Genomic DNA, 18,790 nt, shown 5'->3' on the forward strand with positions numbered 1-18,790 from the left:
GGTCACCCGACCGTGATGTCGGCGTCGGCGCAGCGAATGCGAAGGACCCGGTCTTCGCCGAAGCCCAGATGGAGTCCGTCGAAGCCTTGGCGCGCTGCCAGATCCTCATCGAGGAACTCACCCCAGCCGCAATCGTCGTCGAAATAAGCGATGAGGAAGTCGAGCTCGTCCGGTGCGTCCAGCAAAGCCGCCACGTTGCTGACGGCCAGGCGCAGGTCGCCGGTGCAGCGCAGCGTCACATGCTCCGGCTGGTCCACCGGTCCCTCGTAACCATGGTCGCGGTCGAACCGGACGACCAGCGTCTCTCCTCGCGGGTCGGTTGAGATTTCAGCCACCGTATAGAGATTGTGGAGGTCGATCAGCAGGCTCCCGAGCCGAACCGCGCTGAAGCCGGACTCAAGCGAGAAATTCCGCTGCATCTTACTCGCCCGGCGCCGTCGCCCTGATCGCCAGCGCGTGCACCCGCCCCTCCAGCATGTTCCCCAGCGCGGCGTTGACGGCGCGCTGGCGGTCGACGCGGTTCTTGCCGGCGAAGGCCTCGGCCTCGATCTCGACGGTGAAGTGGCTCTCGCCGCTGCCGTCGTCGCCGGCATGGCCGTGATGCCTGGCGCTGTCGTTGATCACGGCGAGGCGGGTCGGAGCCAGGGCGGCGCGCAGCCGTTGCTCTATCTCGCGGGCGATCGGGCCGGTTAAAGACTGGGTCATACCGGCCTATATAGAGGGGCTGTGCAGGAAAGGGAGTGAGCGTTGGCGACGGCGGGCAAGAGGTTTCACGGGCGGGTCGAGGGGCGGATGGAAATCTGCTCGGCGCCCGGCTGCACCGAGGCCGGGGAGTTCCGCGCGCCCGGCGGCGAGGCGGCGGGCTTCGACGGGCCCGGAAGCTATCGCTGGCTCTGCCTCGACCATGTCCGAGAATTCAACGCCGCCTATAACTGGTTCGAGGGGATGAGCGCCGAGGAGATCAGCGAGGCGCAGAATCCCTATGGCGGCTGGGAGCGGCAGACGCGCGCCTTCGGCACCGTCGGCCAGTCGCCGCCGCCCCGCTGGGCCGATTTCGCCGACCCGCTCGACGCGATCGGCGCGCGCTTCCGGGCGCGGCAGGAGCAGGCCAGGGAGCGCCAGGACGGGCGTCCCCTCTCGCCGGGCGACCGCAAGAACCTCGCCACGCTCGGCCTCGACGTCGACGCGGACCGCAAGGCGCTGCGCACCCGCTATGCCGAGCTGGTCCGCCGCTACCATCCCGACCGCAATGGCGGCGACCGCAGCCACGAGAAGGCGCTGCAGCAGGTGATCGAGGCCTATACGGCGCTGAAGGGGCGGCCGCTCTTCGCCTGAGTGCGAGATTCTCCAGGGAGACAGGGACCGGATGACGGGCAGGGTCGACGAAGCGTCACGGGTCATCGCCGCGCCGCCGCGCAAGGTCTGGGCCGCCTTGACCGATCCGGAAGCTTTGGCGCGCTGGTTGCCTCCGTCCGGGATGACCGCGCAGCTGGACCGGTTCGACCTGCGTCCCGGCGGCGGCTACAGGATGACTTTGGTCTATGAAGATGCTGCCGGCGCGCGGGGCAAGAGTGGTGCGGACCGCGACGTGGTCACCGTGCGTTTCGCCGCGATCGCTCCCGAGAGGCGCCTGGAGCAACTGGTGGTTTTCGAATCGGACGACCCGGTTTTCGCCGGAACGATGCGGATGACCTGGCTGCTCCGGCCGACGTCCGAAGGCACAGAAGTCGCGATCCGCGCCAGCGACGTGCCGCCCGGGATCAGCGCCGAGGATCACGCCAGCGGATTGAATTCCTCCCTCGCCAATCTCGCGCGCTACGTCGAATAGGCAGGGATCGCACTCGACTTGCCCCGTCGCGAAGGGGTAGGGGACGCGAAAGATTCAGAGAAGTGCCATGGCAGACATACCCAATGTGAACCCCGACAGCCGCGCCGCGACGGTGATGGACGCGCCCGACCGGATGGTGAAGGTGCGCGAGGCCTTCGGCGTGGACAGCGACCTCGAGGTTCCCGCTTTCTCCGAGGCGGACGAGCGCGTGCCCGACCTCGATCCGGCCTATGTGTTCGATCCGGACACGACCCTGGCGATCGCCGCGGGCTTCGCGAAGAACCGCCGCGTGATGATCCAGGGCTATCACGGCACCGGCAAGTCGACCCATGTCGAGCAGGTCGCGGCCCGGCTGAACTGGCCGCTCATCCGGATCAACCTCGACGCCCATATCAGCCGCATCGACCTGATCGGCCGCGACGCGATCGTGCTGAAGGACGGTCAGCAGGTCACCGAATTCCGCGAGGGATTGCTGCCCTGGGCGCTGCAGACGCCGACCGCCCTGGTGTTCGACGAATATGATGCGGGCCGGCCGGACGTGATGTTCGTGATCCAGCGCGTGCTGGAGACCGAGGGCAAGCTCACCCTGCTCGACCAGAACAGGGTGATCCGCCCGCACCCCTATTTCCGGCTGTTCGCGACCACCAACACGGTCGGGCTCGGCGACACGACCGGCCTTTATCACGGCACCCAGCAGATCAACCAGGGCCAGATGGACCGCTGGAACATCGTCGTGACGCTCAACTACCTGCCCGCCGAGACCGAGGCCCGGATCGTCCTCGCCAAGTCGGGCGAATATGATCATGAGGGCGGCCGCGCCGAGGTCGAGAAGATGATCAAGGTCGCCGACCTCACCCGCCGCGGCTTCGTCAACGGCGACATCTCGACGGTGATGAGCCCGCGCACCGTGATCAGCTGGGCGCAGAACAGCCTGATCTTCGGCGACGTCGGCTTCGCCTTCCGCCTCACCTTCCTCAACAAATGCGACGAGGCGGAGCGGGCGACCGTGGCCGAATATTACCAGCGCGTGTTCAACAAGGACCTGCCGGAAAGCGTGGTCGGGCAGGCCTGAGCGTGGAGCCGCAGGTCTACCCGGACCGGAGCCGCCTGCTCCCGCTGGACGGGGCGCTGAACCTGCGCGACTTCGGCGGCTATCCCAGTGCGCGCGGCGGCCATGTCCGGCGCGGCATGCTCTATCGCGGCGGCGCCATGCACCTGCTCAGCGAGGCGGCCGAGCGGGAGCTCGCCGGGCTCGGCATCGCCCTGGTCTGGGACCTCAGGCGGCGCACCGAGCGCGACGACCAGCCGACGCGCTGGTGCGCGGCCGCGGGCACCGAGCTGGTCGCGCGCGATCATGAGCAGACGCCGGGCGTGCTGGCGGCATTGCTGCGCGACAACCGCCTTGAGCCGGAAGCCGCGCGCGCGGCCATGATCGAGCTCTACGGCGTGCTCGCCGAGGTGCACGCGCCCTCCTATCGCGACATCTTCGCGCGGCTGCTCGACGGCCGGGTGCCGTTCCTGCTCCATTGCACCGCCGGCAAGGACCGGACCGGCGTCGGCGCCGCCCTGATCCTCAGCGCGCTCGACGTGCCGCGCGAAACCATCGTCGCCGATTATGCGCTGACCGCAGTGGCGGATTTCGGGCCGCTGCTGGACCATTACGCCCACGTCCCGCCCGAGACGATCGCGCCTTTGTTCGCCTCCGAGCCCGCTTATATCGAGGCCATGTTCGACGCGTTCGACGCACGCCATGGCGGCGTCGACGGCTTTCTCGAACATGAGCTCGGCGTGGGCGAGGACGAGCGCGCCCGGCTGCGCGCCCTGCTGGTGCACTGATGGCCGACGACAATCCCCTCGAAGCCTTCCGCCTCGCGCTTGCGGGGGCGACGCGGGCGATCGCGGCGGACAGCGAGGTCGAGCTCAGCTTCACCTCGGACATCCCGACCGTCGCCGGCAAGAGCGTCAAGGCGCCGCTGCCGGGCCGCACGGTCGGGCCGGAGGAGGCGGCGCAGGCGCGGGGCTTCGCCGACGCGGCGGCGCTGAAGCTGCGCTATCACGATCCGGCGCTGCACCGCCGCGGTTCACCCGCCGACGATGCGGCGCGCAGCGTGTTCGACGCGGCCGAGCAGGCGCGGGTCGAGGCGCTGGGCGCGCGGGCGATGGCGGGCGTCAGGGCCAATCTCGCCCGGCTCACCGAGATGCGGATGAAGACGGACCCGCTGACCCGGGCGCGGAGCCGCGAGGAAGTGCCCCTGGGCTCGGCGATCGGACTGATGATTCGCGAGCGGCTGACCGGCGAGGCGCCGCCCGAGGCGGCGCGCGCGGCGCTCGACTTCGTCCGCGCCTGGGTGGAGGAGAAAGCCGGCGCCGATCTCGACGCGCTCGGCCTCGCGCTCGACGACCAGGCCGCCTTCGCGCACCTGACCACCAAGGTCCTGCGCGACCTGGAAATGGTCGAGGGCGAGGCCGACGGCAATCTCGATCCGGACGAGGGCGAGGAAGGCGAGGGCGGCGACGAGGCCGAGGGCGCCGAGGAGGACAGGAAGGACGAGGACGAGGACGAGGCCGGCGGCCGCGGCGAGGCGGAGATTCGCGGCGAGCAGCAGGAGTCCGGCGAGGAGCAGGGCGAGACCGACTGGTCCGAGGAGGATCCCGGCGAGGGCAGCGACAGCATGGGCGAGGAAGGCGAGGAGGGCATGCTCCCGGTCCGCCCGAACCGGCCGCTGTCCGACCTGCCGCCGAGCTTCGACTATCGCATCTTCACCAGCCAGTATGACGAGCAGGTCCCCGCCTCCGAGCTGTGCGACGAGGAGGAACTGGGGCGGCTGCGCGCCTATCTGGACCAGCAGCTCGTCCATCTGCAGAGCGCGGTCACCAAGCTCGCCAACCGGCTGCAGCGCCGGCTGATGGCGCAGCAGTCCCGGAGCTGGGATTTCGACCAGGAGGAGGGGCTGCTCGACGCGGCGCGGCTGGCCCGGGTGGTCGTCAACCCGGCCCACAGCCTGTCCTACAAGGTGGAGCGCGATACCGAGTTCCGCGACACGGTCGTCGCCCTCCTGATCGACAATAGTGGCTCGATGCGCGGGCGGCCGATCTCCATCGCGGCGATCAGCGCCGACATCCTCGCCCGCACGCTGGAAAGATGCGGCGTGAAGGTGGAGATACTGGGCTTCACCACCCGCGCCTGGAAGGGCGGGCAGAGCCGCGAGAAATGGCTGGCCGACGGCCGGCCGCCCCATCCGGGCCGGCTCAACGACCTCAGGCACATCATCTACAAGGAAGCGGACGAGCCCTGGCGCCGCGCGCGCAAGAGCCTCGGCCTGATGATGCGCGAGGGGCTGCTCAAGGAGAATATCGACGGCGAGGCGCTCCTCTGGGCGCACAACCGGCTGATCGCGCGGGTCGAGGAGCGCAAGATATTGATGGTGATCTCGGACGGCGCGCCGGTCGACGATTCCACGCTCTCCGTGAACAGCGGCACCTATCTGGAACGGCATTTGAGGCAGGTGATCGGCTGGATCGAGGGCCGCTCGCCGGTCGAGCTGATCGCGATCGGCATCGGCCATGACGTGACCCGCTATTATCAGAAGGCGGTGACGATCATGGACGCCGAGCAGCTCGGCGGCACCATGGTCGAGCAGCTCGCCGGGCTGTTCGACAAGGACTGAGCCGCGCCGGCTTCCCCTTCGCCGCCGAACGGTCTAGTCTCCGCTCGATTAAATCGTTGATCCGGGGGGATTAATGCTTGTTCTGTTGAAGATGCTGCGCCTCGGCGCAGCCGCGCTCGCCTTCGCCGCGGCGCCCGCCGCCGCCGCCAGATATGAGGTCGTCACCGCCGGCATGGTGATCCTGCCGTCCGAGGAGCCGCATGCGGCGGGGCTGGAGCGGACGGTGACGCCGGGCGATGTCCTGATGCGGGCGCCTCTGGGCTGGGCCGACGCGGCTCTGGTCGAGCGGGAGGTGGCGCTCGAGATTGCCGGCATCCGCGACACGATCGTGCCGGGCGTCTTCCTGCACCGCGCCACCAGGGCCGAGGGCGGCGATCTCGCCACGCTCGGCAGCGAGGCGCGCATCTATTGCGGCGAGATGCGGGTCAACGCGATCGGTGCGGCGATGGGGGTGGCGACCTTCGGCCTCACCAATATCGGTAGCCGGGTCGCGCGCCAGCGCCGCTTCTGCCTGGTGGACGGCGACGCCGACAACCGCTTCGAGCGCGCCTTCCTGCAGGGCACGAAGCGCCGCGAGGACCAGCATATGGTGGAGATCGCGCCGGTGCCCTACACGGCGGAAGCGAACCGGCCCATGGGACCCGGCAATTTCGTCCAGGTCCGCTACGCCGCCGGCGGCCTGATCGGGACCAGCCAGATCTTCGTCGATTTCTATACGGGCAACATCCAGCAGCCGCTGGACGCCCTCTATACGGGCGCCGGCCGCGCCCCGCTGCGGACCCGGGCGGCGACCGCCTTCCGGACGACGCCGCGCCCCTTCGTGATCGCCGACGCCCGCTTCACCGTGCTGTCGATCGATCCCGAGAGCAAGGCGGCGCGGATCCGCTACGAGAGCGACTTCGCGACGACGCCGGTTTTCGCCGGCTACCGCGCGCAGCCGATCTACGTCTTCGTGCCGTCGCGCTAGGCGCCTCGGATGAAAGTGGGGGCCGGTCGCCCATTGCTACGACCGGCCCCCGTCCTCGCAACGCTCACGAGGACAAGCTGTAGGTGTGATCCGCCTTAGCGGCGGCAGTTGCCGCTCCGGTCGATCTCGCGGCCAAGCAGCGCACCGGCGGCACCGCCGATGATCGTGCCGACCGTGCGGTCGCCGCGGCCGGCGATCTCGCGGCCGAGCAGGCCGCCGGCGATCGCGCCGATGATCGTGCCGGTCGAGCCATTGTCGCGGCGGCAGCGATAGCCGTAGTAGCGGCCATAACGCTGGTTGTAGTAGCGCTGGCTCTGGTAACGCCGGTCGTAGCGCGGATAATGGGTCTGATAGCCATTGTGCCGCGCGTCATAATAACCGTAGCGGCTCTGGGCCTGGGCGGCCGTCGGCACGGCGGCAAGCGCCGAAACGGCGACGGCGGTGGAAAGGGCGAGCTTCTTGATCATGGTCCTAACTCCTTGGTCTTGTTGGCCGATTCGGCCTCTCGACATGACGCCCTTATGCCCCGAGTCGCTTGATCGGGGTCTGAATGTGTCTGTCAGCCGTCGTTCATGAAACTGGGGGGTTTTCCTGAACGGATTTGGAGGAGCCGCTGGCTGAGGCTGCCCGCGCTGCTGCTTGCCCTGCTGCTGCTGGGGACCATGGTCCGGCTGCCGCCGCGGCCGCCGCTGGAGGGCGGCGGGGACGCGCCCCTCGTCTATACCGCCATCCCGCTCGACGGCGGCGATCCCGCCCGGCGCGACGTCGGACGGCTGCGCTTTCTCGGGGGCTGGACGATGAGCAGCCCCGACGACCGCCTCGGCGGCCTCTCCGGCCTCCATGTCGAGAATGGCGAGGCGGTCGCGATCAATGATATCGGCCTGCTCACCTCATTCCCGCTTCCCGGCGCCTCGCCGGCGCCCCGGGTCCGCTTCCGGCCGCTCGACGAGGGGCCGGGCGGCGGCAGGCGGCGGATCACCCGCGACACCGAGGGGATGACCGTGGCCGGCAACCAGATCTGGATCTCGTTCGAGCGCTACAACGCGGTCTGGCGCTACGACCGGGCCTCGCTTCGCCAGCAGGCGGGCACGCGCCCGGACGGCATGCGCGGCTGGCAGGGCAATAGCGGCGCGGAATCGATCGTCCGCCTGGCCGACGGCCGCTTCCTGCTCATCGAGGAGGGGCGGAACAACGGCCGGCCGACCAGCAATGCGCTGCTATTCGCCGGCGACCCGGCAAGGCCGGGGACGCCGGCGGCCCGCCTGATCTATCGCCGGCCGCCCGGCTACCGCGCGACCGACGCCGCCCTGCTCCCGGACGGGCGCGTGCTCATCCTCAACCGCGGCCTGTTCGCGCTGCGGCTGTCGGCGCGGCTGACCGTCGCCGACGTGCGCGGGCTCCGGGCGGGGAGCATTATCGAGGGCCGGGAAGTGGCGACGCTCGAGGCGCCGGCGGTGATCGAGAATATGGAGGGGCTCGCCGTGACCCGGGAAGGCGGCCGCACGATCCTCTGGCTGGTCTCCGACGACGACTTCATGCGGATGTCGCGGCACACCCTGCTGCTCAAGTTCGAGCTCAGGCTGTAGCCGCATAGAGCAACACCCCGCCGAAACGGGGTGTCGTGGTTCCCTGGAAGGGGTTCCGGCGGTGCCGGAACGCGGGCTCAGGCCGCGGCCGTCTCGGCCTGCTTCTTCGCGATCTCGCGCTTCAGGCGGCGGGCGTTGAGGCTCAGCTTGTCGTCGCTGGTCTTCAGCAGCCAATTGTCGAGGCCGCCGACATGCTCGACCGAGCGCAGGCCGCTCATCGAGACGCGCAACTTAATGCCGCGCCCGAGCGCGTCGGAGATGAGCGTGACGTTCTGCAGGTTCGGCAGGAACGTGCGCTTCGTCTTGTTGTTGGCGTGGGAAACATTGTTGCCCACCAGCCGGCCCTTGCCGGTCAGCTCGCAAATGCGCGACATGTCGAATCTCTTTTTCTGGATGGAAGGCCTCAGGGCCTCCCGGAAAGGTGGCGCGGATAGCTTGGCGGCGGAGATTCGTCAACCTCGGGCGCGCGCCTGGCGATCGCGGCTCCGATGCAACCGATGCAGGGACCGCTCGTTACGCTCCCAAATCCATCTGGCCCAAATCCATCTGGAGAGGAAGCTCACCCATGCTTCGGACCCTTTTGCTGATCGTCGCCTTGATCATCATCGTCGGCATCGTCCTGGTCGCGACCGGTGTCGTGCACCTTAACCGCGACGGCAATGGCGCCGTCACTGTCACCGCCAATCCGGTGACCGTCGGCACGGAGAATCGCACCATCCAGGTGCCGGTCGTGACCATGGAGAACCGCACCGTGCAGGTGCCCGCGGTGAGCGTCGGAAACGGCCAGGCTGCCAACCAGCAGTAGCCCCGCCCGTGCGGCGCCGCTAACAGGCGGGGATGCGCTATCCCCTGCCCGAGCCGATGCGCCTGGCGCTCGACGAGGCCCGCGCCGCCGCCGGGGCGGGCGAGGTGCCGGTGGGCGCGGTGGTGACCCGGGAGGGCGCGGTCCTCGGCCGCGGGCGCAACCGGATGCGGGCGGACAACGACCCGACCGCCCATGCGGAAGTCGTAGCGATGCGCGCGGCCGCGCAGGCGCTGGGCGACTGGCGGCTGGACGGCTGCGACCTCTGGGTGACGCTGGAGCCTTGCGCGATGTGCGCCGGCGCGATCGCTTTGGCGCGGCTCTCGCGGCTCTATTTCGGGGCGGGCGACCCGAAGGGCGGCGCGGTGCTCCACGGGCCCCGCCTGTTCACCCAGCCGACCTGCCACCACGCGCCCGAGGTCTATCCGGGGATCGGCGAGGCCGAGGCGGGCGCGCTGCTGCGGGACTTTTTCCGGGAGAGGCGCACTTGATGGGCGCCTCCCTTCGCGTCTAAGACTTCGCCCGGCCATGTCCGCTCCCTCGCAGCTCGCGCCCTTCCCCTGGCTCGATGTCGTCATCATCCTCCTGCTGGTGTGCCTGAACGGCGTCTTCGCGATGTCCGAGCTGGCGGTGGTGTCGGCGCGCAAGCCGCGGCTGAAGGCGATGGCGCGGACGGGGCGGCGGGGCGCGCAGACCGCCCTCGACCTCGCCTCCGATCCCGGCCGCTTCCTTTCCACCGTGCAGATCGGCATCACCCTCATCGGGATCATGGCCGGCGCCTATTCGGGCGCGAGCCTCGGGGGTCCGGTCGGGCAGCGCATCGCCCTGCTCGGCGTCGATCCCAATACGGCAGCGACCCTTGGCTTCATTCTGGTGATCGTCGTGACGACCTATGCGTCGCTCGTGATCGGCGAGCTGGTCCCGAAGCAGTTCGCCCTGCGCAATCCCGAAGGCATAGCAGTCAAGGTCGCGCTGCCGATGCGCTGGCTGAGCCGGGCGACCGCGCCCTTCGTCTGGCTGCTCGACAAGACCAGCGGCCTCGTCTTCCGGCTGCTGCGCCTGAACCGCGAATCGGGCGACCATGTCACCGCCGAGGACCTCCACCTCGTCGTCGCCGAGGCAGCGACCGCGGGCGTGCTGGAGGAGAGCGAGCGGGTGCTGATCTCCTCGGTCGTCAGGCTCGCCGACCGGCCGACCCGCGAGGTGATGACGCCGCGCATCGAGGTGGACTGGATCGACGTCGACGCCGACCAGGAGACGATCCGCCGCAAGCTGGTCGAAGCCTCGCACAACCGCATCCCGGTCGCCGAGGGGTCGGTCGACAGGCTGGTCGGCGTGGTGCAGGCGCGCGACGTGGTCGCCTGCCTGATCGAAGGCAAGGAGATCGATTTAAGGGCGCTGATGAAGCCCGCGCCGATCGTCCCCGACCAGCTCGACGCGATGGACGCGATGAACGTGCTGCGCGACTCAGAGGTGCCGATGGCCTTCGTCCATGACGAATACGGCCATTTCGAGGGGCTGGTGACGCCGGGCAATCTGCTGACCGCGCTCGCCGGCAAGTTCATCTCCTCGGCGGATTTCGACACCGATCCGCCTCTGGTCGAGCGGGACGACGGCAGCTGGTGGGTGTCGGGCTCGGTTTCCGCCGACGCGATGGCGGAGAATCTGTGCATCTCGCTGCCCGAGGACCGCGACTATGCCACCGCCGCGGGCTTCGCGCTCTCGGTGCTGAAGCACATCCCCGAGGTCGGCGCGCGCTTCTCCTATCGCGGCTGGCAGTTCGAGATTTCGGACATGGACGGGCGCAAGATCGACAAGATCCTGGCCAGCCAGATCAAGCGCGGCGGGCGGCGGGCCTAGCCGCCCAGTTTGCCGAACCGCTCCTCGAACGTCTCGATGTCGCCGCGGGCAAGCAGGTCGGCCTGCTCGATCACCCGGTCCCTGGCGAGGCGGCCCTGGAAGGGGCCCATGCGCTCGTCGAGATGGGCGACCTCGGTCGCGTTCATGCCGGCCAGCTGGTCGAAGCGGGTGATGCCCAGCTCGTTCAGGCGGGCGACGAACTTGGGGCCGACGCCCTTCAGCTGCTTGAGATCGTCGGCCGGGCCCGCGGGACGGGCGACGTCGACGCCGAGCACCTCGCCGGCGACGTCGGTGGTCGCGGTGGCGACCTCGTCGGCGACGCCCTTGCCGGTCCGGGGCGCGGGTTTCGGCTTCGGCTTCGGCTTCGGGGCGGGGGCCGGCCCTGGGTCCGGCACAGGTGCCGGCTCCCCGGCCTCGGCAGGCGCAGGCGCAGGCGCGGGCGGTGGTGGCGGGGGCGGCGCCATATAGGGCCGTTCCTGGCTCGCGACATAGGGGCTGCCGTCCTCGCCCAGCTTGCGCTCGACCCTGGGCGGCGCCTTGCGCGAGGCCCGGATGCCCAGCACCATGATCAGCAGGCCGAGCAGGATCAGGACGACGAGGATGATGGTGGTGGTGGTGTCCCAGGTCATGATTGCGCGTCATCCTCTTGCTTTGTTTCCGGCGGCTTCGGCTTGCCGGTCGAGAACGCCCAGCGACCGGTGACGATGCCGATCACCAGCGCCGCGCCGAGCAGCCAGATATTGTTGAGGGCGAGATCGATCATCCGAGATAGCCCTTGCGCGGCGGCCGGCGGCGGAGGGCCCAGCCGATGCCGAGTCCAAGCAGCCAAGCGAGTGCCGCCAGGCCGATCAGCTCGACGAGCAAAGGCAGGCCGCCGCCCGACATGCCCGGGCCGCCGGGCGGGCAGGGCGGGGTGTTGCCGTCGGCGGCCGGGCCCGGATCCCAGACCGCGCCGGAAATCCCGCCGATCAGCAGCATCCGCCCGTCAATGCCCGGCAAATCGTTGCTGCGCTGCCAGTCGAGCGTGCCGTTGCGCTGGAACGGGATGGTGGGGCCGCAGAGAAAGACGGTGCGCGACAAGGGCGCCCGGCCCATCCGCGCCTGGAGGTTCGGGACCTCCGCGTTGACGAGCACGAACTCGGCGCGGCTCTGGAGCAGGTCGACATAGGCGGCGCCGCGGCCGAGCGGGCCGCAATAGAGCCAGGCGATGACAAGGGTGACGAGGAGGCCGATCAGCAGCTTGAGCCAGCGCGACATGATTTGGCTCATAGCCCCGCCGGGCCGCTCCGCGCAATCTCGCGCCAGCCGATGTCGCGGCGGCAGAAGCCGTCGGGGAAGGAGAGGGCGTCGACCGCCGCATAAGCGGCGCGCTGCGCCTCGGCGACGCTGGCGCCCGCCGCGGTGACGCCAAGCACGCGGCCGCCGCTGGCGACGAGCGCGCCGTCCCGCAGCGCCGTCCCGGCCTGGAAGATGGTCGCGCCCGCCGCGTCGAGGCCGGCGATCGGGCCGCCCTTGGCCGGCGTGCCCGGATAGCCCCGCGCGGCGATCACCACCACCAGGGCGGCATCGTCCGAGAAAGCGGGCGGCGCGACGTGCGCGAGCTCGTGCCGGGCGGCGGCGAGCATCAGCCCGAGCAGGTCGCTTTCCAGCCGGAGCATCAGCACCTGGCATTCGGGGTCGCCGAAGCGGACATTATATTCGACCAGCTTCGGCCCGTCGGGCGTCAGCATCAGCCCCGCATAGAGGATGCCGGAGAAGGGCGTACCCGCCTCGGTCAGCGCCCGCGCGGTCGGCCGGACGATCTCGTCGAGCGCGCGCCGCTCCAACTCGGGCGTGAAGATCGAGGCCGGGCTGTAGGCGCCCATCCCGCCCGTATTGGGCCCGGTATCGCCGTCACCGACGCGCTTGTGGTCCTGCGCAGAGCCGAAGGGAAGCACGGTCTCGCCGTCGACCAGGCAGAAGAAACTCACCTCCTCGCCGGTCATGAACTCCTCGATCACCACGCACTCGCCGGCGGTGCCGAAGCCGCCCTCGAACATCAGCTCGAGGCCGTTTCGCGCCTCCTCGGCGGTCTCGGCGATGATCACGCCCTTGCCGGCGGCGAGGCCGTCGGCCTTGAGCACGACGGGGAGGCCGAAATGTCCGAGCGCCTCCTCCGCGGCGGCGCGGTCGCTCACCCGGACATAGCCGGCGGTCGGGATACCGTGCTTCGCGCAGAGGTCCTTGGTGAAGCCCTTCGAGCCCTCCAGCCGGGCCGGGATGCGGTCCGGACCGAAGACGAGCAGGCCGGCGGCGCGAAGCGCATCGCCGAGGCCGTCGACCAAAGGCTGCTCGGGTCCGATCACGACCAGGTCGATCGCCTCGCCGGCGCAGAAGGCGAGCACCGCTGCATGATCGGCGGGGTCGAGGGCGGCCAACGTGGCATGCGCCGAGATGCCCGGGTTGCCGGGCGCCGCCCACAGCTTCGTCAGCAAGGGCGATTGCGCGAGCTTCCACGCCAAGGCATGCTCGCGCCCGCCCGAACCGATGAGCAACACTTTCATGTCCGACGATCCCTCCAGCGAAGCCGGGCTCCTAGCAACGGAGTCCCCCGGCGACAACGCGCCCGCATTCTCCGTTTCGGAGCTCAGCGCGGCGCTGAAACGGACGGTCGAGGACGGTTTCGCCCATGTCCGGGTGCGCGGCGAGATTTCGGGGTTCAAAAGGGTCGGGTCGGGCCATTGCTATTTCACCCTGAAGGACGATGCCGCCTGCATCGACGCGGTGATCTGGCGCGGGACCGCCTCGGCGCTGCGCTTCCAGCCCGAGGACGGGATCGAGGTGATCGCGACGGGCAGGCTCACCACCTATCCGGCGCGCTCGCGCTACCAGATCGTGGTCGAGCGGCTGGAGCTGGCCGGCCAGGGCGCGCTCATGGCCCTGCTCGACAGGCGCCGCCGCGCGCTGGCCGCGGAAGGGCTGTTCGACGAGGCGCGCAAGCGCGCTTTGCCCTTCGCGCCGCGGCGGATCGGGGTGGTGACCTCGCCGACCGGCGCGGTGATCCGCGACATCCTCCACCGGCTCGAGGACCGCTTCCCGACCCAGGTCACGCTCTGGCCGGTGCCGGTGCAGGGCGAGGGCGCCGCCGAGAAGGTCGCCGCTGCCATCCAGGGCTTCAACGCCTTGGCCGAGCCGCCGGACCTGCTGATCGTCGCCCGCGGCGGCGGCTCGATCGAGGATCTCTGGGCGTTCAACGAGGAGGCGGTGGTGCGCGCCGTCGCCGGCTCGGCAATCCCGGTCATCTCGGCGGTCGGGCACGAGACCGACACCACGCTCTGCGATTATGCCGCCGACCGGCGGGCGCCGACCCCGACCGCAGCGGCGGAGATGGCGGTGCCGGTCCGCGCCGAATTGCTCGCTTCGGTGCGCGAGCTCGGCGCGCGGGCCGAACGCTGCGCGCGCCGCTCGGCGGAGCGGGCGGGGGAGCAGCTGCAGGCCCTGCTCCGCCACTGGCCCGAGCGCGAGGCGCTGCTCGCCCCGCAGCAGCAGAAGCTCGACGATCTCGCCGAGCGGCTGCCGCGCGGGCTCAGGGGGAGGCTCGACCGGGCGCGGGGCGAGCTCGGCCATGCCGCCGGCGCGCTCAGGCCCGGTCTGCTCGCCTCGGCCCACCGCCGGGCCAGCGAGCGGCTCGCCGCGCTCTGGCGCGTCGCCCAGCTCGCCCATCCCGAGCGCCCGCTCGAAAAGGGCTATGCCCTGGTGCGCGACCGGGCCGGCAAGGTGCTGGTCTCGGCCGAGGCGGCGCGGGCCGCGAAGTCGCTCAGCCTGCGCTTCCGAGACGGCGAGGTAGAGGCGTCGACCGGCGCAGCGGTTGAGCGTCCGGCGCGGACGCCCCATGTTAAAGAGAAGGGCGACCAGCCCAAATTGCTATGATGGCCAAATTATTGTGAGGTTTCGTCGATGCTGATGTCCAGCAAGGGCCGGCCGGCCCGGCTCCACTATCTCCCCGGCGCCTTCCGCGTGCTCAGCCATGGCGACCATGTGCTCTGCGCGGTCACCCGCCAGCCGATCCCGCTGGACCAGCTTCGCTACTGGAGCGTCGAGCGGCAGGAAGCCTATGCCACGCCCGAGGCCTCGCTGCAGGCCGAGGGAAAATGAGGGCGCTGATCAGCGCGACCGCCTGACCCTGATCCCCGGCTGATTGTTGACCCGCATCATGAAGCTGCCCAGCGCGCCGCGATTGATCACCACGCGCTGACCGGCCCGCGGCCGCAAGGCCAGCGTGTTGTTGTCGACCTGCATCCAGACGGCGCCGTCCTGCAGCGCGACCACCCAGTGGCCGAGCCCGTCCTGCGAGGCCGAGGCGACGACGCCCTCGACGGTGTCGACCTGATCCTCGTCCCGCTCGTCGTCGTCGCCGCCGCCGAAGATCGGGATGCGCGGCAAAGCGAGGCCGAACAGCCGCCGGCGCCCCTCGCGGACCTGCTGACGGTCGACCATGACCACGTCGCGCCGCTCCTGCGCGGCCTGCAGCGCCGCCACCGCCCGGTCGAAGCAGGCGAGCCGGGCCGCATCCTCGGTGATCGCGCGGCAGCGGACCAAAGCCTCGAAGCTTTCCGGCCGCGGCGGGGGCGAGTCGCCGCTGCGCTGGGCGAGGGCAAGCGCGGGCGCGCCGACGAGCAGCGGGATCAACAGCAGGCGAAGGCGGCGAGTCATGAGGACGCTCCGTTGGCGAGGCAGGGCGGCGATATTGCGGGCCGACCGCCCTTTTCGCAAGCCCGGCGCACCGTGTTCGCACGATGTGGCAATTATGTCACTTCAGGGAAAAATGGCCGAAATCCGAGAGAGTGGGGAATTGCGTCACTTCGATTCCATCCCGTAAAGATGCTCTGCTTCGCTGGCTCGACCCGGCGCAAGAAACACGGCTTCGGGCCGACACAAGGGGACCGACATGAGGAAGAACCAGTTTCTGAGCAATCTGCTCGCCACCACGTTCATTTGTGGCGCCGCCAGTTTTGCCACGCCCGCCCTCGCGCAGGACGACCAGCCGCAGTCCGGCCCGGCCGCGGCCAGCCAGCCCGCCGACGACCAAGGCCAGGAAGTCGTCATCACCGGTTCCCGCATTCCGGCTCCGAACCTCACCGCGGTCAGCCCCGTCACCGTCCTGAACAGCCAGGACGTCCGGCTGCAGGGCGTGACCAGGACCGAGGACCTGATCAACTCGCTGCCGCAGGCCTTCGCCGGCCAGGGCGGTAACCTCGCCAACGGCGCGAGCGGCACCGCCACGGTCGACCTTCGCGGCCTCGGCCCGAACCGCACCCTCGTGCTGATCAACGGTCGCCGGCTGGTCCCGGGCGACCCGGCCCTGCCGAACCCGGACATCAACGTGATTCCCTCGGCGATCGTCAGCCGCGTCGACGTGCTGACCGGCGGCGCCTCGTCGGTCTACGGCTCGGACGCCGTCTCCGGCGTCGTCAACTTCGTGATGGACACGGAGCTGGAAGGCGTCCGCCTCGACGCCCAGTACAGCTTCTACCAGCACGACAATAACAGCGACACCGGCATCGTCGACGCGCTCAACGCGCGCAACTTCGGCTTCCCGACGGGCAGCGTCGCCGACGGCGGCACCTTCGACGTCAGCCTCGCGCTCGGCGCCGGCTTCGACGACGGCCGCGGCCACATCGTCGCCTATGCCGGCTACCGCAAGCTGAACGCGGTCACCCAGGGCCGGCGCGATTATTCGTCCTGCGCCACCCAGGCCCGGACCCCGGCCCAAGCCGCCGCGCAGCCGGGCACGCCCGCGTTCGGCTTCCCCGGCGCGCCGCTCTTCTTCTGCGGCGGCTCGGCGACCTCGGCCAACGGCACGATCTTCACCAACACCCAGACGCTGCAGATCGGCCCGAACCGGACCCTCATCCCGGGCACGACGCCGTACAATTTCGCGCCGACCAACTTTTATCAGCGTCCTGACGAGCGCTATGTGTTTGGCGCCTTTGCCAATTACGAGATCAGCCCGGCGCTGCAGCCCTATCTCGAAGTGATGTTCATGAACGATCGCACGCTGGCGCAGATCGCGCCGTCGGGCGACTTCGGCAACACCTTCACCGTCAACTGCGACAACCCGCTGCTCAGCGCCCAGCAGCGCGCGATCGTCTGCGCTCCGGCCAACCTGACCGACAATGACGGGGTCGCCGGTCCGGACGTGTTCATCGACACGGCAACCGGCCTTCCCTATTTCCGCGGCAACGCGCAGCTCCTGCGCCGCAACGTGGAAGGCGGCGGCCGCGTCAGCGACCTCGAGCACACCAACTGGCGCATCGTCGCCGGCATGCGCGGGGACCTGAGCGACGTCTGGTCGTACGACGTCTACTACCAGTTCGCGCAGACGAATTTCGCGCTGACCTATCAGAACGACTTCTCGGTCACCCGTCTCAACCGCGCGCTCGACATCGTCGACAATCCGGCCACGCCGGGTGTCGACCCGACCTGCCGCTCGGTCCTCGACGGCAGCGACCCGTCCTGCGTGCCCTGGGACATCTGGGCGACCGGCCAGGTAACCCAGGCCGCGCTCGACTATCTGCAGACCCCGGGCTTCCAGCGCGGCAACGTCCAGCAGACCGTCGCCAGCGCCTCGCTGACCGGCAATCTCGGCGAGTGGGGCGTGCAGCTCCCCTGGGCGAATACCGGCGTCGGCCTCGCGCTCGGCGTCGAGTATCGCAAGGAGAGCCTCGAGCTGATGACGGACGTCGCCTTCCAGACGCTGCCGTCCTCGGATCTGGCAGGCCAGGGCGCGCCGACGCTGCCGGTGTCCGGCGAGTTCGACGTGAGGGAGGCCTTCGCCGAGGTCCGTATCCCGATCATCGAGGACAGCTTCATCTACAACCTCTCGCTCGAGGCCGGCTATCGTTACTCCGATTACGGGATCGGCGCCCGCAGCGTCAGCACCGATACCTACAAGATCGGTGTCGACCTCTCGATCGTTCGGGATTTCCGGATCCGCGGCGCCTACAACCGCGCCGTCCGCGCGCCGAACATCCAGGAGCTGTTCGCACCGCAGCGCGTCGCGCTCAACGGTGCGGGCGACCCATGCGCCGGCGCCGCCCCGAGCGCGTCGCTCGCGGCCTGCCAGGCGATGGGCGTGAGCGCCGCCCAGTATGGCACGATCCAGGCCAACCCCGCCGGCCAGTATAACGGCCTGATCGGCGGCAACCCGAATCTCGATCCGGAAATCGCCGACACCTACACGCTCGGTATTGTCTTCCAGCCGCGCTTCATCCCGCGGCTCGCGATCACCATCGACTGGTTCAACATCAAGATCGACCGTCCGATCCAGCCGATCGGCCAGGACACGATCCTCGCCACCTGCGTGCAGACGCTCGATCCGTTCTTCTGCGGCCAGGTCCAGCGCGATCAGTTCGGTTCGCTCTGGCGGACCGGCACCGGCTTCGTGCGCGATCTCAACCAGAATATCGGTAGCTTCGAGACGAGCGGTATCGATGTCGGCATCGGCTACTCGACGGAATGGGAGGGCGTCGGCGGCTTCTCCTTCAACCTGCAGGGAACCTGGCTCGACGAGGTGGTGACCGACAACGGCGTGTCCGAGCCCTATGACTGCGCCGGCTATTATGGCCCGCAGTGCGCCAACGTCTCGAGCGGCGTGTTCCCCGAGTGGCGCCACAGGGCGCGGCTCACCTATACGCATGCGAGCGGCGTAGGCATGTCACTCCAGTGGCGCTACTTCTCGGCCGTCGACGTCGAAAACAAGAATCCGAGCTCGACGCTGAACCAGCCCTTCGCGCCGTTCAACGAGACGATCCCGTCGCAGAGCTACTTCGATCTGACGCTCACCGCGCGGATCGGGGACCATTACAATTTCCGGCTCGGCGTGAACAACATTCTCGACCGCGACCCGCCGATCATCGGCGCGAACGGCGGCAACACGATCATCAATGCCTGCCCGGGCACGGTTTGCTCCGGCAACACCTTCCCGAACGTCTACGACGCGATGGGCCGGTACATCTTCGCCGGCGTCACCCTGGACTTCTAGGTCGGGAGCGGGACCAAGACCTGACGGCGGGCCGAAAGGCCCGCCGTTTTCTTTTG

At 69.5% G+C, this 18,790-nt stretch carries 22 protein-coding genes; 13 read left to right on the plus strand and 9 right to left on the minus strand.

Translation table 11 applies throughout. The features are described 5' to 3' along the window. Nucleotides 1–2 precede the first annotated feature (2 nt). Both VEC11_RS06605 and VEC11_RS06610 read right to left on the minus strand, forming a co-directional pair. Nucleotides 3–419 carry a hypothetical protein gene (locus VEC11_RS06605; protein WP_464129846.1) on the minus strand — a complete coding sequence of 139 codons (417 nt, stop codon included), beginning with the start codon at nucleotides 417–419 and terminating at the stop codon, nucleotides 3–5. A gap of 1 nt (nucleotide 420) precedes the next feature. After that, nucleotides 421–705 carry a BolA family protein gene (locus VEC11_RS06610; protein ID WP_464129847.1) on the minus strand — a complete coding sequence of 95 codons (285 nt, stop codon included), beginning with the start codon at nucleotides 703–705 and terminating at the stop codon, nucleotides 421–423. Nucleotides 706–792: 87 nt separating this feature from the next. Here VEC11_RS06610 and VEC11_RS06615 point away from each other — a divergent pair, with 87 nt between their 5' ends. The 6 genes from VEC11_RS06615 (at nucleotide 793) to VEC11_RS06640 (ending at nucleotide 6,463) form a co-directional block, all read left to right on the plus strand. Next, entirely contained in the window at nucleotides 793–1,335 is a 543-nt protein-coding gene (locus tag VEC11_RS06615) for a J domain-containing protein (RefSeq protein ID WP_464129931.1), read from the plus strand. Nucleotides 1,336–1,366: 31 nt separating this feature from the next. Continuing rightward, on the plus strand, nucleotides 1,367–1,828 hold the full coding sequence (locus VEC11_RS06620; protein WP_464129848.1) for an SRPBCC family protein: 462 nt from the start codon (nucleotides 1,367–1,369) through the stop codon (nucleotides 1,826–1,828). A 67-nt stretch (nucleotides 1,829–1,895) separates the two neighbouring features. Beyond that, a complete protein-coding gene (gene cobS, locus VEC11_RS06625) occupies nucleotides 1,896–2,900 on the plus strand; it encodes a cobaltochelatase subunit CobS (RefSeq protein ID WP_464129849.1) in 1,005 nt (334 codons plus the stop codon). A gap of 2 nt (nucleotides 2,901–2,902) precedes the next feature. Further along, complete coding sequence (locus tag VEC11_RS06630; RefSeq protein WP_464129850.1) at nucleotides 2,903–3,664, plus strand: tyrosine-protein phosphatase; 762 nt, start codon at nucleotides 2,903–2,905, stop codon at nucleotides 3,662–3,664. Further along, complete coding sequence (cobT, locus tag VEC11_RS06635; protein ID WP_464129851.1) at nucleotides 3,664–5,496, plus strand: cobaltochelatase subunit CobT; 1,833 nt, start codon at nucleotides 3,664–3,666, stop codon at nucleotides 5,494–5,496. Before VEC11_RS06630 ends, cobT begins: the two co-directional genes overlap by 1 nt. A gap of 73 nt (nucleotides 5,497–5,569) precedes the next feature. Next, nucleotides 5,570–6,463, plus strand: a complete 894-nt coding sequence (locus VEC11_RS06640) for a hypothetical protein (RefSeq protein WP_464129852.1) — start codon at nucleotides 5,570–5,572, stop codon at nucleotides 6,461–6,463. A gap of 95 nt (nucleotides 6,464–6,558) precedes the next feature. On the opposite strand, the gene VEC11_RS06645 is transcribed toward VEC11_RS06640, so the two are convergent. Next, nucleotides 6,559–6,930 carry a glycine zipper 2TM domain-containing protein gene (locus VEC11_RS06645; RefSeq protein WP_464129853.1) on the minus strand — a complete coding sequence of 124 codons (372 nt, stop codon included), beginning with the start codon at nucleotides 6,928–6,930 and terminating at the stop codon, nucleotides 6,559–6,561. 105 nt (nucleotides 6,931–7,035) lie between these two features. Between VEC11_RS06645 and VEC11_RS06650 the strand changes: the two genes are divergently transcribed. Then, complete coding sequence (locus tag VEC11_RS06650; protein WP_464129854.1) at nucleotides 7,036–8,049, plus strand: esterase-like activity of phytase family protein; 1,014 nt, start codon at nucleotides 7,036–7,038, stop codon at nucleotides 8,047–8,049. A gap of 77 nt (nucleotides 8,050–8,126) precedes the next feature. Here VEC11_RS06650 and rpmB read toward each other — a convergent pair whose 3' ends face one another. Then, complete coding sequence (rpmB, locus tag VEC11_RS06655) at nucleotides 8,127–8,423, minus strand: 50S ribosomal protein L28 (protein WP_464129855.1); 297 nt, start codon at nucleotides 8,421–8,423, stop codon at nucleotides 8,127–8,129. 191 nt (nucleotides 8,424–8,614) lie between these two features. On the opposite strand from rpmB, the gene VEC11_RS06660 reads away from it, so the two are divergent. From VEC11_RS06660 to VEC11_RS06670, 3 genes are read left to right on the plus strand one after another with little or no spacing between them, the layout of a single operon-like run. Then, nucleotides 8,615–8,854 (plus strand): hypothetical protein, encoded by a 240-nt coding sequence (locus tag VEC11_RS06660; protein ID WP_464129856.1) that lies wholly within the window; start codon nucleotides 8,615–8,617, stop codon nucleotides 8,852–8,854. A 32-nt stretch (nucleotides 8,855–8,886) separates the two neighbouring features. Next, complete coding sequence (locus VEC11_RS06665) at nucleotides 8,887–9,342, plus strand: nucleoside deaminase (RefSeq protein ID WP_464129857.1); 456 nt, start codon at nucleotides 8,887–8,889, stop codon at nucleotides 9,340–9,342. A 37-nt stretch (nucleotides 9,343–9,379) separates the two neighbouring features. After that, on the plus strand, nucleotides 9,380–10,711 hold the full coding sequence (locus VEC11_RS06670) for a hemolysin family protein (protein ID WP_464129858.1): 1,332 nt from the start codon (nucleotides 9,380–9,382) through the stop codon (nucleotides 10,709–10,711). Here VEC11_RS06670 and VEC11_RS06675 read toward each other — a convergent pair. Genes VEC11_RS06675 through purD form a run of 4 tightly spaced genes read right to left on the minus strand, consistent with a single transcriptional unit; the run spans nucleotide 10,708 to nucleotide 13,254 of the window. Beyond that, a complete protein-coding gene (locus tag VEC11_RS06675; RefSeq protein ID WP_464129859.1) occupies nucleotides 10,708–11,340 on the minus strand; it encodes a hypothetical protein in 633 nt (210 codons plus the stop codon). The genes VEC11_RS06670 and VEC11_RS06675 overlap by 4 nt on opposite strands. Continuing rightward, nucleotides 11,337–11,474, minus strand: a complete 138-nt coding sequence (locus VEC11_RS06680; RefSeq protein ID WP_464129860.1) for a hypothetical protein — start codon at nucleotides 11,472–11,474, stop codon at nucleotides 11,337–11,339. Before VEC11_RS06680 ends, VEC11_RS06675 begins: the two co-directional genes overlap by 4 nt. Then, nucleotides 11,471–11,968: a hypothetical protein gene (locus VEC11_RS06685; protein WP_464129861.1), complete on the minus strand. Its 498-nt coding sequence runs from the start codon at nucleotides 11,966–11,968 to the stop codon at nucleotides 11,471–11,473. Before VEC11_RS06685 ends, VEC11_RS06680 begins: the two co-directional genes overlap by 4 nt. 8 nt (nucleotides 11,969–11,976) lie before the next feature. Further along, the gene (gene purD / locus VEC11_RS06690) at nucleotides 11,977–13,254 is read right to left on the minus strand and encodes a phosphoribosylamine--glycine ligase (RefSeq protein WP_464129862.1); all 1,278 of its coding nucleotides are present in this window, start codon (nucleotides 13,252–13,254) and stop codon (nucleotides 11,977–11,979) included. Between purD and xseA the strand changes: the two genes are divergently transcribed. Beyond that, nucleotides 13,253–14,620 (plus strand): exodeoxyribonuclease VII large subunit, encoded by a 1,368-nt coding sequence (gene xseA / locus VEC11_RS06695; protein WP_464129932.1) that lies wholly within the window; start codon nucleotides 13,253–13,255, stop codon nucleotides 14,618–14,620. The two genes, purD and xseA, sit on opposite strands and share 2 nt — an antisense overlap. A 27-nt stretch (nucleotides 14,621–14,647) precedes the next feature. Continuing rightward, nucleotides 14,648–14,845, plus strand: coding sequence for a DUF2093 domain-containing protein (locus tag VEC11_RS06700; protein WP_464129863.1), 198 nt, complete (start codon nucleotides 14,648–14,650; stop codon nucleotides 14,843–14,845). A gap of 9 nt (nucleotides 14,846–14,854) precedes the next feature. Here VEC11_RS06700 and VEC11_RS06705 read toward each other — a convergent pair whose 3' ends face one another. Further along, nucleotides 14,855–15,403 carry a hypothetical protein gene (locus VEC11_RS06705; RefSeq protein WP_464129864.1) on the minus strand — a complete coding sequence of 183 codons (549 nt, stop codon included), beginning with the start codon at nucleotides 15,401–15,403 and terminating at the stop codon, nucleotides 14,855–14,857. A gap of 235 nt (nucleotides 15,404–15,638) precedes the next feature. Here VEC11_RS06705 and VEC11_RS06710 point away from each other — a divergent pair, with 235 nt between their 5' ends. Then, nucleotides 15,639–18,734, plus strand: a complete 3,096-nt coding sequence (locus tag VEC11_RS06710; protein WP_464129865.1) for a TonB-dependent receptor domain-containing protein — start codon at nucleotides 15,639–15,641, stop codon at nucleotides 18,732–18,734. The last annotated feature ends 56 nt before the right edge of the window (nucleotides 18,735–18,790 follow it).

The sequence above is a fragment of the Allosphingosinicella sp. genome (assembly GCF_035626655.1).
Classification (GTDB): domain Bacteria; phylum Pseudomonadota; class Alphaproteobacteria; order Sphingomonadales; family Sphingomonadaceae; genus Allosphingosinicella.

Coding starts and splice junctions, on each gene's coding strand:
- VEC11_RS06605 (WP_464129846.1), bottom strand. CDS start 419: ATGCAGCGGAATTTCTCGCTTGAGTCCGGCTTCAGCGCGGTTCGGCTC.
- VEC11_RS06610 (WP_464129847.1), bottom strand. CDS start 705: ATGACCCAGTCTTTAACCGGCCCGATCGCCCGCGAGATAGAGCAACGG.
- VEC11_RS06615 (WP_464129931.1), top strand. CDS start 793: ATGGAAATCTGCTCGGCGCCCGGCTGCACCGAGGCCGGGGAGTTCCGC.
- VEC11_RS06620 (WP_464129848.1), top strand. CDS start 1,367: ATGACGGGCAGGGTCGACGAAGCGTCACGGGTCATCGCCGCGCCGCCG.
- cobS (WP_464129849.1), top strand. CDS start 1,896: ATGGCAGACATACCCAATGTGAACCCCGACAGCCGCGCCGCGACGGTG.
- cobT (WP_464129851.1), top strand. CDS start 3,664: ATGGCCGACGACAATCCCCTCGAAGCCTTCCGCCTCGCGCTTGCGGGG.
- VEC11_RS06640 (WP_464129852.1), top strand. CDS start 5,570: ATGCTTGTTCTGTTGAAGATGCTGCGCCTCGGCGCAGCCGCGCTCGCC.
- VEC11_RS06645 (WP_464129853.1), bottom strand. CDS start 6,930: ATGATCAAGAAGCTCGCCCTTTCCACCGCCGTCGCCGTTTCGGCGCTT.
- VEC11_RS06650 (WP_464129854.1), top strand. CDS start 7,036: ATGAAACTGGGGGGTTTTCCTGAACGGATTTGGAGGAGCCGCTGGCTG.
- rpmB (WP_464129855.1), bottom strand. CDS start 8,423: ATGTCGCGCATTTGCGAGCTGACCGGCAAGGGCCGGCTGGTGGGCAAC.
- VEC11_RS06660 (WP_464129856.1), top strand. CDS start 8,615: ATGCTTCGGACCCTTTTGCTGATCGTCGCCTTGATCATCATCGTCGGC.
- VEC11_RS06665 (WP_464129857.1), top strand. CDS start 8,887: ATGCGCTATCCCCTGCCCGAGCCGATGCGCCTGGCGCTCGACGAGGCC.
- VEC11_RS06670 (WP_464129858.1), top strand. CDS start 9,380: ATGTCCGCTCCCTCGCAGCTCGCGCCCTTCCCCTGGCTCGATGTCGTC.
- VEC11_RS06675 (WP_464129859.1), bottom strand. CDS start 11,340: ATGACCTGGGACACCACCACCACCATCATCCTCGTCGTCCTGATCCTG.
- VEC11_RS06680 (WP_464129860.1), bottom strand. CDS start 11,474: ATGATCGATCTCGCCCTCAACAATATCTGGCTGCTCGGCGCGGCGCTG.
- VEC11_RS06685 (WP_464129861.1), bottom strand. CDS start 11,968: ATGTCGCGCTGGCTCAAGCTGCTGATCGGCCTCCTCGTCACCCTTGTC.
- xseA (WP_464129932.1), top strand. CDS start 13,253: ATGTCCGACGATCCCTCCAGCGAAGCCGGGCTCCTAGCAACGGAGTCC.
- purD (WP_464129862.1), bottom strand. CDS start 13,254: ATGAAAGTGTTGCTCATCGGTTCGGGCGGGCGCGAGCATGCCTTGGCG.
- VEC11_RS06700 (WP_464129863.1), top strand. CDS start 14,648: ATGCTGATGTCCAGCAAGGGCCGGCCGGCCCGGCTCCACTATCTCCCC.
- VEC11_RS06705 (WP_464129864.1), bottom strand. CDS start 15,403: ATGACTCGCCGCCTTCGCCTGCTGTTGATCCCGCTGCTCGTCGGCGCG.
- VEC11_RS06710 (WP_464129865.1), top strand. CDS start 15,639: ATGAGGAAGAACCAGTTTCTGAGCAATCTGCTCGCCACCACGTTCATT.